Annotated in this window: 11 protein-coding genes and 1 tRNA gene; 9 read left to right on the top strand and 3 right to left on the bottom strand. The window is 68.4% G+C overall.

Annotation, left to right across the window (positions count from 1 at the left end; genetic code table 11):
• Window positions 1-59: 59 nt before the first annotated feature.
• A complete protein-coding gene (locus WEE69_01440; GenBank protein ID MEX1143956.1) occupies window positions 60-1,370 on the top strand; it encodes a hypothetical protein in 1,311 nt (436 codons plus the stop codon).
• 17 nt (window positions 1,371-1,387) lie between these two features.
• Here WEE69_01440 and WEE69_01435 read toward each other — a convergent pair.
• Window positions 1,388-1,461: transfer RNA gene (locus WEE69_01435), tRNA-Ala, on the bottom strand.
• Between the two features lie 44 nt (window positions 1,462-1,505).
• On the opposite strand from WEE69_01435, the gene leuS reads away from it, so the two are divergent.
• The 5 genes from leuS (at window position 1,506) to WEE69_01410 (ending at window position 8,661) form a co-directional block, all read left to right on the top strand.
• Window positions 1,506-4,346, top strand: coding sequence for a leucine--tRNA ligase (leuS, locus tag WEE69_01430; GenBank protein ID MEX1143955.1), 2,841 nt, complete (start codon window positions 1,506-1,508; stop codon window positions 4,344-4,346).
• 236 nt (window positions 4,347-4,582) lie between these two features.
• Window positions 4,583-5,254, top strand: a complete 672-nt coding sequence (locus tag WEE69_01425) for a helix-hairpin-helix domain-containing protein (GenBank protein ID MEX1143954.1) — start codon at window positions 4,583-4,585, stop codon at window positions 5,252-5,254.
• The gene (locus WEE69_01420; protein ID MEX1143953.1) at window positions 5,251-6,741 is read left to right on the top strand and encodes a ComEC/Rec2 family competence protein; all 1,491 of its coding nucleotides are present in this window, start codon (window positions 5,251-5,253) and stop codon (window positions 6,739-6,741) included. Before WEE69_01425 ends, WEE69_01420 begins: the two co-directional genes overlap by 4 nt.
• The gene (gene folP, locus WEE69_01415) at window positions 6,716-7,564 is read left to right on the top strand and encodes a dihydropteroate synthase (GenBank protein MEX1143952.1); all 849 of its coding nucleotides are present in this window, start codon (window positions 6,716-6,718) and stop codon (window positions 7,562-7,564) included. The genes WEE69_01420 and folP overlap by 26 nt, the downstream gene beginning before the upstream one ends.
• Window positions 7,561-8,661, top strand: a complete 1,101-nt coding sequence (locus WEE69_01410; protein ID MEX1143951.1) for a hypothetical protein — start codon at window positions 7,561-7,563, stop codon at window positions 8,659-8,661. The genes folP and WEE69_01410 overlap by 4 nt, the downstream gene beginning before the upstream one ends.
• A gap of 8 nt (window positions 8,662-8,669) precedes the next feature.
• Here the strand turns inward: WEE69_01410 and rpsT are convergent, their stop codons facing one another.
• Window positions 8,670-8,930, bottom strand: a complete 261-nt coding sequence (gene rpsT / locus WEE69_01405; protein MEX1143950.1) for a 30S ribosomal protein S20 — start codon at window positions 8,928-8,930, stop codon at window positions 8,670-8,672.
• 97 nt (window positions 8,931-9,027) lie between these two features.
• On the opposite strand from rpsT, the gene lepA reads away from it, so the two are divergent.
• A complete protein-coding gene (lepA, locus tag WEE69_01400) occupies window positions 9,028-10,812 on the top strand; it encodes a translation elongation factor 4 (GenBank protein ID MEX1143949.1) in 1,785 nt (594 codons plus the stop codon).
• A gap of 3 nt (window positions 10,813-10,815) precedes the next feature.
• Here lepA and WEE69_01395 read toward each other — a convergent pair whose 3' ends face one another.
• A complete protein-coding gene (locus tag WEE69_01395) occupies window positions 10,816-11,265 on the bottom strand; it encodes a hypothetical protein (GenBank protein MEX1143948.1) in 450 nt (149 codons plus the stop codon).
• Between the two features lie 107 nt (window positions 11,266-11,372).
• On the opposite strand from WEE69_01395, the gene WEE69_01390 reads away from it, so the two are divergent.
• Both WEE69_01390 and WEE69_01385 read left to right on the top strand, forming a co-directional pair.
• Window positions 11,373-11,966: a sigma-70 family RNA polymerase sigma factor gene (locus WEE69_01390; GenBank protein ID MEX1143947.1), complete on the top strand. Its 594-nt coding sequence runs from the start codon at window positions 11,373-11,375 to the stop codon at window positions 11,964-11,966.
• Window positions 11,951-12,700, top strand: a complete 750-nt coding sequence (locus WEE69_01385; GenBank protein MEX1143946.1) for an anti-sigma factor — start codon at window positions 11,951-11,953, stop codon at window positions 12,698-12,700. The genes WEE69_01390 and WEE69_01385 overlap by 16 nt, the downstream gene beginning before the upstream one ends.
• Window positions 12,701-12,703 lie beyond the last annotated feature (3 nt).

The raw sequence follows: 12,703 nt of genomic DNA, 5'->3' as shown, positions 1-12,703 counted from the left end.
ATCCCTCGGAGCGATTGCACCGTTTCAGCCAATCTATGCATCGGCGTAGGCTCCGCGGCATGAGCGACCCTGGCCAGGACGACGCGATCACCGCAGCACAGCGACTGGGTGTCGAAGCCGACGCCGAGGCGGCCCGCAAATGGATGCTGGCCGTCAGCTCCAACGACAACGCCGATCAGATCACCGCTGACGTCGGAACGGGAATCTTCGGCGACCGCGTGTCGCTGCTCGATTTCGATACTGATGACCTCGAGCGGTTCCGACGCCTCGTGCCCCATGTGCGGCTCGAACCGCGACCCGGCGTCGAGTCGGCGATCTCGATCGCCGGCAGCGCAGCGCAGGGCAAGGTGCAGGTGTTTCCCGGCGATGCCGACTTCTTCGAGCGCGTGCACATCCAGGCGAAGGACGAGCAGGAGGCAAAGAAGATCCTGCGCGAGATCCTGCGCGAGACCGCGCTGCGAGCGGCGAGCCAGCCCGACATCGTGCTGCTCACCGTCGACGTCGGCTCGTACCCGGAGCCGGTCATCGAACGCGGCCACAAGAAGAAGGCCGGTGACTCGGTGGACTGGACGACGGAGGACGTCGCGAGGGGCACCATCACGGTCCAGGCCGAAGCGGGCGGGACGCGCACGTACAAGTGGGATGACATGGAGGTCGGCACTGGCTGGCTCTTCCTGGGATGGATCATCGCCGAGCGCGAGGAAGGCCGGATCGCGCTCGCAAGCAATGTGGTGGACGCCAGCTGGGAGGATCCGAACGGAGCGATTCAAGCCTTGGATGGCTCCGTGGATCCCCTGGTCCAGGAGATCTACCTCGAACTGGGTGCGATCGACCTCGTGGCACGGCTCGCGCAGCACATCGCACCCGGCGCGCGCTCGAAGTACCAGGACATCATGCGCGAACAGGTGTACCACTACACGCAAGAGTCGCCGAGCTACGGCAAGGCCGCGAAGCGGCTGTATAACCTGTTCCGAGTTTCCGACCAGCTCGAAGCCGCCGCGTTCGTGCGTGAGCTGTTCGACGAGCCGTCGGCGAAGTTGTACCAGGTATCCGGCCTTCTTCAAGCGGCCGACGTGGCTCTCGACCCGACATCCGGGATCGACCGTGACACCGTGTTGCATCAGCTCGATGTCGTCGCCGAAGCCATCGCCGAAGTGACGGAGGGCGAAGAAGAGACCGAGCTGCTCGCCGCGCTCAGCAAGCTCCGCGAAGAGGCGATGGGCGCAGGCAAGGGGTCGGCGTCATGGCCCGAGGTTCTCTCGCAAGTCAGCGAACGGTGCTCTGAGATCGTCAGCGAGTTCTTCCGAGTGCGCCTGCTCGGCTTCGCCCCGGTGCGCGAGTTCCTCGAGAAGCTCGAGAAGCCGGGTTGACGCAAAGTAGTTCGAGGTGGACCTGGAGGGACTTGAACCCTCGACCCCCTCCATGCCATGGAGGTGCTCTACCGGACTGAGCCACAGGCCCGAACACGCACACGATACCCGCGACCCCTCGCTACGCTCGCCGCGATGAGTGACGACGCCGCGCCGCGGTACCGATACACCGCGCGGCTTGCGAACGAGATCGAGTCGAAGTGGCAGGATCACTGGGAGGAGCACCACACCTTCTGGGCTCCGAATCCGACCGGCGCGCTCTCGGAAGGCTTCGAGGAGGCCAAGGACAAGACGAAGCTCTACGTGCTCGACATGTTCCCGTACCCGAGTGGTGCAGGTCTGCACGTCGGGCATCCGCTCGGCTACATCGGCACGGACGTGTACGCGCGCTTCCAGCGCATGAACGGCCGCAACGTCCTGCACGCGCTCGGGTACGACGCGTTCGGCCTCCCGGCCGAGCAGTACGCGCTCGAGACCGGCCAGCACCCACGCACGGCGACCGAGAACAACATCGCCAACATGCGCCGCCAGCTCCGCTCGCTCGGGCTCGGGCACGATCCGCGCCGCGGTGTCTCCACGACCGACATCTCGTACTACCGCTGGACGCAATGGATCTTCCTGCAGATGTTCGAGTCGTGGTACGACACTGACGCTGACCGGGCACGCCCGATCACCGAACTCGTCGCCGACTTCGACGCCGGCAAGCGTGCGCCGACGAGCGATGCCAATCCCGATGCCCGGCCGTGGTCCGACCTCGACGACCGCGCCCGGCGGGAGGTTGTCGACTCGTACCGGCTGGCCTACCTGGAAGAGGCAGTCGTCAACTGGTGCCCCGGCCTCGGAACCGTGCTGGCCAATGAAGAGGTCACGGCCGATGGGCGGAGCGACCGCGGCAACTTCCCGGTGTTCAAGAAGCCCTTGAAGCAGTGGAAGCTGCGCATCACCAAGTACGCGGACCGACTGCTTGGCGATCTCGACCTGGTCGACTGGCCGGAGCCGATCAAGCTCATGCAGCGCAACTGGATTGGGCGGAGTGTGGGCGCGACCATCCGTTTCCCGATCGAGGGGCAGGCCGACGCCATCGAGGTGTTCACGACGCGCCCCGACACGGTCTTCGGCGCGACCTACATGGTCCTCGCGCCCGAGCATCCGCTCGTCGACGCGATCGCGCCGGCCGACTGGCCACCGAACACGCCAGCGCGGTGGCGGGGTCCGTTCGGGGTCGATGTGGCGCCAGCCGAAGCGGTGGCCAAGTACCGCGCCTTCGCCGGGCAGAAGTCGGAGTTCGAGCGCCAGGACGAGGGTCGCGAGAAGACCGGAGTGTTCACCGGCGCGTTCGCGCGTAACCCGCTGACGGGAGAGGACATCCCGGTCTTCATCGCCGACTACGTGCTGATGGGTTATGGCACCGGGGCGATCATGGCGGTGCCGGGTCAGGACGAACGCGACTGGGAGTTCGCTGAGGAGTTCGAGCTGCCGATCGTGCGCACCGTGCAGCCACCCGAGGGCTTCGACGGCCAGGCGTACCTGGGCGACGGGCCTGCAATCAACAGCGGGCTCCTCGACGGGCTCGACGTGGACGCTGCGAAGAAGAAGATCTCGGAGTGGCTGGTCGAGCACGACTTCGGTGAGCCGACGGTCACGTACAAGCTGCGCGACTGGTTGTTCAGCCGCCAGCGCTATTGGGGCGAGCCGTTCCCCATCGTCTACGGCGAGGACGGGTTGCCCCGCGCAATCCATGTGTCGATGCTCCCCGTCGAGCTGCCCGAGCTCGGGGACTTCCGGCCCGCGGCCCTCGACCCCGACGACGCCGGCAGCGATCCGGCGCCGCCGCTGGCCCGCGCCGAGCAGTGGCTCGAGGTGGAGCTCGACCTCGGCGACGGCCCGAAGGGCTACCTCCGCGAGACGAACACCATGCCGCAATGGGCGGGGTCGTGTTGGTACTACTTGCGCTACCTCGATCCGACCAACGAAGACGCGCTAGTCGACGCCGCGGTCGAGCGGTATTGGATGCCGTCGGGTGGGGTCGACCTCTATGTCGGCGGTGCCGAGCACGCGGTCCTGCACCTCTTGTACGCGCGCTTCTGGCACAAGGTGCTCTACGACCTCGGTCACGTGTCGACCGCGGAGCCGTTCTTCCGACTGTTCAACCAGGGAACGATCATGGCATACGAGTTCACCGACGAGCGCGGGGTCTACGTCGAGGCATCCGAGATCGAGGAGCGCGACGGCCGGTTCTTCCATCAGGGGCACGAGGTCGAGCGCTCGATGGGGAGGATGGGCAAGAGCCGGAAGAACTCGGTAGCTCCCGACGACATCTACCGCGACTACGGCGCCGACACGCTGCGTCTCTACGAGATGTTCATGGGGCCGCTCGATGCCAGCCGCCCGTGGAGCACCACCGACATCATTGGCGTCCATCGATTCCTGCAGCGCCTCTGGCGCAACGTCGTCGACGAGGACACCGGCGAGATACGGCTTTCCGACGAACGAGCCGACGACGAGACCCTTCAGCTCCTCCACCGGACGATTGCCGCTGTGCGCGACGACATGGCCGAGCTCAAGTTCAACACCGCCATTGCCCGTCTCTTCGAGCTCAACAACCGCCTCACCCAGGTCGTTGCCGACGGCGGGTCGGCGCCGCGCGAGGTCGTCGAGCCGATGGTGCTGATGCTGGCCCCGCTCACTCCCCATGTGGGGGAGGAGCTCTGGCAGCGGCTGGGGCGCGACTCGTCAGTCGCGTATGAGCCCTTTCCCGAGCCCGACTCGGCGATGCTCGTCGACGACGAGATCGAGGTTCCGGTGCAGGTGAACGGCAAGGTGCGGGCCCAGGTGACCGTGCCAGCCGGCAGCACCGACGACGCGCTCGAGCACGCCGCTCGCGACGAGCCGCGCATCGCCGCGTTGCTTGCCGGAGCCACGATTCGCAAGGTGGTGGTGGTCCCCGGTCGACTCGTGAACTTCGTCGTCAGCTGACTGGGCAATGCCCGACCCGGCCCGGGTAGGGTTCCGGTTGGTCCTCACGGCCGCGCCTCCCCGCACTTCCTCCGGTTGTCGCCACGCGCCCGGAGGTTCTTGTGCCCGAGTCGACCCCACCCCGCGCGAGTGCGGGAGTCCCGCGCCCCGCCGTACGCCGCCCTGGTGGCGCGCCTCCGGATGATCACCTCACGCCTGACCCGAAGTTCTGGGGTGAAGACGGCGATCGACGTCGAATGCTGCCCCGACCGCGGATGGGGAGTGGTCTCGACCTGTTGCGAGACCGGATCGACGAGTGGAGGGCGGACGCGCGCTTCGGTGTGATCGCGCTGGTGATCGTGGCCGTGATTGCCGGAGTCGTCTGGTACCGCGTCGGTGTCTCGGGTGGCGGCGATGAGGCCTCGCCAGGATCGGTCGCATCGGAGCGTCGACCGCGTCCGCGATCGAACCCGGTCGCCACGACCGCACGGCGCGACGCGGTCGTGGTCCATGTGGCGGGAGCAGTCACGCGCCCCGGAGTCGCCGAGCTCCCGGCCGGGTCACGCGTGATCGACGCGGTCGAGGCCGCTGGGGGCGCGCTGCCCGACGCCGATCTCGACCGGCTCAATCTCGCGGCGAAGGTCGCCGACGGCCAGCGCGTGCTGGTGCCACGCCTGGGCGAGGCCGGCGCCGTCGATCCGACGCTCGAGTCGAGCTCCTCGGGCGAGATCACCGGCGGATTGCTCAACCTCAACACCGCGACGGCCGCGCAGCTCGAAGAGCTCCCCGGCATCGGACCGGTGCTCGCGGCTGCGATCCTCGAAGAGCGGGAGCGTCGCGGTGGCTTCCGGTCTGTCAACGAGCTGCGCGACGTTCGCGGCATCGGCGAGAAGCGCTTCGCTGACCTCCGCGAGCGCGTCGTCGTGTGATCCGAGACCGGACCAGGGCCGGACCATTCGCAATCCTCACCGCGCTCGTGGTGGGGATGGGCGCGGGCGAGAACCTCGGCTCGGTTCCGGGCGCGCCAACATTCGCGACACTTGCGGTGCTGGCGGTGATCGCCGCGCTGCTTCGCCCGTCGGCATGCCGGGTCGTCGTGGTCCTCGTGATCGTGGCGATCCTCGGTGCCGCGCTGACTCAACGCGCGTTGCACCGGCTCAACGACTGGCCGCTCGCCCCGGCCGTCGCCGAACGAGCCGATGCCACCATCCAGGGCAACCTGATCGACGACCCAGACGGCACGCGTTTCTCGACTCAGGTGCTCGTTCGACTCGAACGAGCACGACTCGCCGACGGTCGGTGGCGCAATGCGGACGGGCGGATCGTGCTCGTCGTAGCCGAGGACGAAGCCGCGCCTCGAGTTGCGATCCTCGATGCCGGAGATCAAGTCACGCTTCGTGGCTGGCTGCGACCGCTCGAGCTCTACGACGGGCGATTTCGATGGCGCCACGCCGCGGCGCGATTCGACGCCAGCTCACTAGCGGCGTTCGACGGCCCCGACGCGCCGCATGTGCGCGTTGCGAATGCGATCCGACGCGTCGTGCTGCACGGGTCCGCAACGCTCCCGCCCACGGAGCGGGCCCTGGTCGCCGGCTTCCTCCTCGGTGACACCCGCGCGCTGCCCGATGACGTCCTCGAGCGCTTTCGGGCTGGCGGGCTCTCACACCTGCTCGCCGTCTCCGGTGCGAACGTCGCCTTCACCCTGGGCCTTCTCGGGCCACTCCTCCGACGCCTCTCCCGAGGACCCCGGCTGGGCGCAACCCTCGCCGTGCTCGGTGTCTTCGGTGCGATGACACGTTGGGAGCCCTCGGTGATGCGCGCGTGTGCCATGGCGGCGTGCGCGGTCGTCGCGATCCATCTCGGTCGCCCGGCACGTACGACGCGCGTGCTCGCCATTGCCGTCACCGTGTTGCTCGTGCTCGACCCATTCCTGCTGCACTCCGTCGGCTTCCAGCTCTCGTGTGGTGCGAGCCTCGGCATCGCGTTGCTCGCGGCGCCGTTCGCCGCACGTCTGCGCGGTCCGCAGTGGCTTCGTGAGGGCCTCGCCACGACGGCCGCCGCCCAGATTGGTGTCGCGCCGGTGCTGCTCCCAGTGTTCGGATCGATGCCGCTCGTCGCGCTGCCGGCAAACTTGCTCGCGGTGCCGATCGCCGGCCCGTTGACGATGTGGGGACTCGCGAGCGGCGCGGTCGCGGGAGTTCTGGGTCCCGCCATCCCCGGTCTGGCGGCAACACTCCAGGTCCCCACGCGGTTCATGGCCGATGCCATGCTCGGGATCGCCGATGCCGCCGCACACGTGCCCTTCGCGGTCGACGTTCGAGGCGCGGTCGCGCTCGGCGCATTCGTGCTCGTCGCGGCAATCGCGCGGCGCGGGCGTATGCTCCGCCGAGATGCCCTGGTCGTTCCGCCTCGGTGACCGCGACGTCGACCTCACCGTCCGGACCCTGGTCATGGGCATCCTGAACCGAACGCCTGACTCGTTCTACGACCGCGGCGCCACTTACGAGCTCGACGCTCTGATCCGCAGGTCCGAGGACCTCGTGCGACTCGGTGCCGACCTCCTCGACGTCGGCGGCGTGAAGGCCGGACCGGGCCCCGAGGTGGCGGAGGCGGAGGAGCTCGATCGCGTCGTTCCTGCGATCGAGGCGCTCCACGCCCGCGTGGACGTGCCCATCTCGGTCGACACCTGGCGTTCGACGGTCCTCGACGAGGCGTGTCGCGCCGGCGCCGTGGTCGGCAACGACATCAGCGGCTTTGCCGATCCGGCGTACCTGCGCATCGCCGCTGCGCACCGCGCGTCGGTTGTCGCCACGCACATCCGGCTCCGACCGCGGGTGGCCGACCCGGAGCCGCACTATGACGACCTCCTCGGTGACGTGTCTTCCTTCCTCGTGGACCGTGTCGCGCAGGCACAGGCCGCGGGCCTGGCGCCCGCGCAGGTCGCGATCGACGCTGGCCTCGACCTCGGCAAGACCCCCGAGATGAGCGCATGCCTTCTCCGGGAGAGCGGAGCCCTTGCCGGGCTGGGCTACGCGTTGCTGTTGTCGGCTTCGAACAAGCGGTTCCTCGGTGAGCTGCTCGGCTTGGAGATCGACGATCGACGAGACGCGTCACTCGCTGCCGTCGCGTACGGCGTCGCCCATGGCTGCCGCATCGTGCGGGTGCACGATGTTGCCGGAACCGTGCAGGTGTGTCGCACGGTGGAGGCTGTGCTCGCGGCGGAACGGAGAGCCTCATGAGCGTCCACTTCGTGAAGGGCGCCGACCCGATCTTGCGCGACGACTCGCTCTCGGCGCTCGTCGACGAGCTGCTCGACGGAGAGGACCGTTCGTTCGCACTCGAGGACTTCACGATCCCCGGCGATGCTGGCAGCCACGGGGACGTCGACGACGCGGGTGATCCCGAGAGCATCGTCGAGTCCGTCGGCGACGACGCCAACGGCGAGGAGATCACGGACACGCCGCTCGGGGCAGCCCTCAACGCCGCCGGCACGCTTCCCATGCTGACCACGAAGCGCGTGGTGATCGTGCGCGACGTCGGCTACCTCGCAGCCGCCGAGGTGAAGGCGCTCGGCGCATACCTCAGCGACCCAGTCCCGACCACGGAGCTGGTGCTCGTCGCGGGTGGTAGCGGGAAGCGAGCCACCACGACCAGCACGACGATCGAGAAGCTCGCGCGCGACGTGGGTGAGGTCGTTGGCACCGCCAGCGAGAAGCCGAGCGACGTGCTGGCCCGCGAGACCGCCGCCGCGCACGTGACGATCCGTCCCGCCGCGGCCAAGCTCTTGCTCGCGCACGTTGGCGACAACGCCGGCTTGGTGCCTGGTCTGGTCGACATGCTGGCCGCGGTGCACGGCCCGGGGGCTGACCTCGACGTATCGGAGGTGGAGCCGTATCTCGGCGAGCTCGGCGCCGTCCCGATGTGGGATCTGACGAATGCCATCGAGCGCGGTGACATTCCGGGGGCGCTCGCGGTTCTGGAGCGCCTGCTCACGGTCTCGAGTGCGTCACAGCCGAAGCCCGTCCACCCGCTCCAGGTCATGGGATTCCTGCACGGTCACTATCGGCGGCTGCTTCGGCTCGACGATCCTGAGATCCGCGGCAACGACGACGCAGCTGCCGCCTTGGGTGGTCGCATGAACCCGAAGGCCGCGGGCTTCCGACTGCGCCAAGCGCGCGCGCTGGGCACCGACGGCCTGCGCCAGGCGTTCGACCACCTGGGCCGCGCTGATCTCGACCTGAAGGGTGAGCGTGCAATCCCCGCGGATGCCGTGATGGCCGTGCTGGTGGCCCGGCTCGCGGCGCTGACGACGAGAGCGGCGAGTCGCCGTACGTGAAGCCTGACTCAGGCCTGCTTCGACGCTCGCTTCATGAGCCGAGAGGTCCGGCGGGCGGCTTGGTTCTTGTGGATTCGACCCAGCGCGGCGGCCTTGCCGAGGCGCTTCTGCGCGAGCCGGGTCTGCTCGGCGGCGTCGCCGCTCCCCGCGTCGATCGCGGTCCGAGCGGACTTCACGCGGCTCTTGAGCTCTGAGCGCACGCCCTTGTTGCGCTCGTGGCGCTTCTCGTTCTGCCGGTTCCGCTTGATCTGACTCTTGATGTTCGCCATGAGGGCGTGCGCTGCTCCTTCGAATCGTGTGGGACCGAGGGAGGGTATCAGCCCGCTGCGAAGGGGTCGCAGCGCGCTCTGCGAGACTGACGGTCGAATGTCTTCGCTCGAACGCTTTCGCAACGTGAGCTGCATAGCGCATGTGGACCACGGCAAGTCGACGCTGGCTGACCGGATCCTCGAGCTGTGCGGCGCGGTCGACCCTCGTGACATGCGCGAGCAGTACCTCGACACGATGGACCTCGAACGCGAGCGTGGGATCACCATCAAGGCGCAGAACGTGCGGCTCTCGTGGAAGGACCACGTGCTGCACCTGATCGACACGCCGGGTCACGTCGACTTCTCGTACGAGGTGTCGCGCAGCCTCGCCGCGTGCGAAGCAGCGATCCTGCTCGTCGACTCCAGCCAGGGCATCGAGGCCCAGACTTTGGCCAACTGCTACGCCGCGCTCGACGCCGACCTCACGATCGTGGCCGCGCTCAACAAGATCGACTTGCCGCAGGCCGAGCCGGACAAGCGCGCCGCAGAGATCGAGCGGGTGCTCGGCATCCCGACCACAGACATCCTGCGCATCTCGGCCAAGACCGGCGAAGGCGTCCCGGAGCTGCTGGACGCGGTTGTCGAGCGCGTGCCGGCGCCGGAGGGCGATCCCGACGCGCCCTTGCGAGCGCTGCTCTTCGACTCGTACTACGACGCGTATCGCGGCGTCGTCAGCGCGGTGCGTGTCTTCGACGGCACGCTCGTCACCGGCTCGAGGCTGCGCTTCCTCCAGACGAAGGCGATGCACGACGCCGAAGAGGTCGGTGTGCGTCTCCCCGCGCCGACACCGGTCGCGTCGCTCGGCCCGGGTGAGGTGGGTTACCTCGTCGCCGGGATCAAGGATGTGGGTGAGGCCCGAGTCGGTGAGACCGTCACCACCGCCGCGAACCCGGGAGAGGAGCTGGAGGGATACCGCGACCCGAAGCCCATGGTGTTCTGCGGTCTGTACCCCGTCGTGGGCGATGAATACGGGTCGTTGCGAGAAGCGCTCGAGAAGCTGCGACTCAACGACTCGTCGTTCACCTACGAGCCGGAGACGTCAGGTGCGCTCGGCTTCGGTTTCCGCTGCGGGTTTCTCGGGTTGCTGCACCTGGAGATCGTGCGCGAGCGCCTCGAGCGCGAGTACGACCTCTCGCTTGTCGCCACCGCGCCGAACGTGGAGTACCTCGCTCACCTGCACACGGGCACGGTGGAAGTCATCGACAACCCGTCGGCAATGCCCACGACGAACGAGGTGGAGCTGATCGAGGAGCCGTACGTCAACATCACGGTGCTCACCCCCACCGACTTCGTCGGCCCGATCATGGACCTCACCCAGACCCGCCGCGGCGAGATGACGAAGATGGAGTACCTCTCCGAGGACCGCGTGGAGCTCGTGTATGCGATTCCGCTGGCGGAGATCGTCATGGACTTCTTCGACCAGCTCAAGTCACGTACGCGGGGGTACGCGAGCCTCGACTACGAGCCCGCGGAGTATCGACGCTCGGATCTCGTCAAGGTCGACGTGCTCCTCAACAACGTCGCGGTAGACGCGTTCTCGACGATCGTGCATCGAGAGAAGGCGTACGACTACGGACGGCGCATGACGCAGAAGCTGAAAGAGCTCATCCCTCGTCAGCTCTTCGACGTGCCGATCCAGGCGGCTATCGGAGGGCGGATCATCGCCCGCGAGACCGTGAAGGCACGTCGCAAAGATGTGATCGCGAAGTGCTACGGCGGCGACATCACGCGCAAGCGCAAGCTGCTCGAGCAACAGAAGGCCGGCAAGCGCAAGATGAAGCAGATCGGGCGCGTCGAGGTCCCGCAGGAGGCGTTTGTCGCCGCGCTTCGCCTCGACGAGTAGCGCTCAACGGCTGCGTGGCTCGAGCTCGGCGGCGTACGAGTACGCCGCCAACGCCCATCCACGCACTCGACTCAAGCCATCGCGCGAGGGTATGTCGGTGAGCCACGGGTCGATATCGACCCAGTCGCCCACCAGGCCGCGGTTGCCCCACTCGCTGCGCACGACCGCCGAGTGCACATGGGTCGGAAGTCGCAACACCATCCAGTTCTGCCCGGCCGCGATTGCGAACACGACGCCGCCTGGGTGCACGAGCACGGGGATGCCGCCGACGAAGCGGAGGAGTGTCCCTGGCAGCTGCTCCGCGAGGCTCCGAAGGCGGTCGAGGAGCTCAGGATGACACCGTTGCGATTCCACGGCGACGCGACGCCGCGCCCACAGACGGCCCGACGGACGGTCGATGGCCTGCCGCAGCCACGCAGCCACGGTGGCGTTCGCGGCGGTCGCGATTCGCACGGGGGCAGGCTAAGCGAGACGATCGAGCGCGCCGGTAGAGAACACCGGACATCCGGGACCGGCTCGGGGGCCGAACCACTGGTGTCAGCCGGCTCGGAAGGCAGCCCGTGAGCGACGACCCTCGAGAGGCGAGCGACGCCCAGCTCGTCGTGGCGATTGGCCGCTTCCATCAGGCCGCGCTCGCCGAGACGTACCGCCGTCACGCCGGGGCCGCGTTCGGTCTCTCGTTGCGCATCCTCCGCACACGGACCCTGGCCGAAGACGTGGTCCAAGAGGTGTTCCTCCGCCTCTGGAACGAACCCGAGAAGTTCGACCCTGGGCGCGGGTCTCTACGCGCGTACCTGCTCGCCCAGACGCACGGCCGCAGTGTGGACCTCGTTCGGGCAGAGTCGGCGCGTCGAACGCGCGAGCAGCGCGAGGCGCGCCGCCGCCCTGAGGTCGACTACGACCTCGAGCGCGAGATCGAACAGCTGAGCCTGGCCGAGCACGTGCGCGTGGCCATCGCCGAGCTCGGCGAGTCCGAGCGCGCGGCGATCGAGCTCGCGTACTTCGGTGGGCACTCGTACCGAGAGGTGGCTGTTCTCTTGGGACAACCCGAGGGAACGGTGAAGAGCAGGATCCGCGCGGGGCTTGCCCGCCTGCGCGACTCGCTGGTTGCCAGCGGCGCGACCGGGGACGGGGGACCGTGGGCCGAGAGCTGACCCCCACCGAGCTGCACGAGCTGCTCGGAGCGCACGCGCTCGACGCGGTCGACGGCGACGAGCGCGACCAGGTTGAAGAGTGGCTCGCGCGATCACCTGACGCGCGCGAGGAGTTGGCCGCCTTGCGGGAGACGGCTGCGCTCCTGGCGCAGGTCGAGACCGAGGCGCCCGTCACCGTCTGGGCGCGAATCGAAGAGGCGTTGGCGGAGGAGCCGCCACCGCTCGCGGTGCCGATCCGGCGTCGCCGGCTCGCCATGCGCGTCACGGCCGGACTTGCCGCCGCGAGCGCGGCCGCCGCGGCGATCACCGCGGTTGTGCTGTCCGACGAGCTCGCGAGACAGGACGAGCGGTTGGAGTCGATGGCGCGCAGCGTCCGTCACCGCGGGATGGAACGAGCCGCGATCGCGGCCATGACCGACCCGCGAGCGCGCACGCTGCGGCTCGAGTCCCTTGATGGCGCCGCGGCGACGCTGGTCACCATGCCGGACGGGGAGGGGTTCCTCATGTCGGTGCGCCTGCCTCGGGTGGCGCGCGGGCGCACGTACCAGCTCTGGGGGGTAACCGATGATCCAGACGGACCGGTGATGGTGTCGGCCGGCGTGCTCGGCCGTGACGTCGAGCTGGCCGCCTTCCGTGGGCCTCGCGGCGCCCGCGGCTTCGCCATCACCGTCGAGGAATCGCCGGGCAGCAGCACCCCCGAGGGCCGCCATGTCCTGGAGGGCTCGTTCGCGTAGGCA

This window comes from Acidimicrobiia bacterium, from assembly GCA_040881685.1.
Lineage (GTDB): Bacteria > Actinomycetota > Acidimicrobiia > IMCC26256 > PALSA-555 > SHVJ01.
The sequence above is the reverse complement of the archived record's forward strand: the minus strand, read 5'-3'. Positions and strand labels throughout refer to the sequence as shown.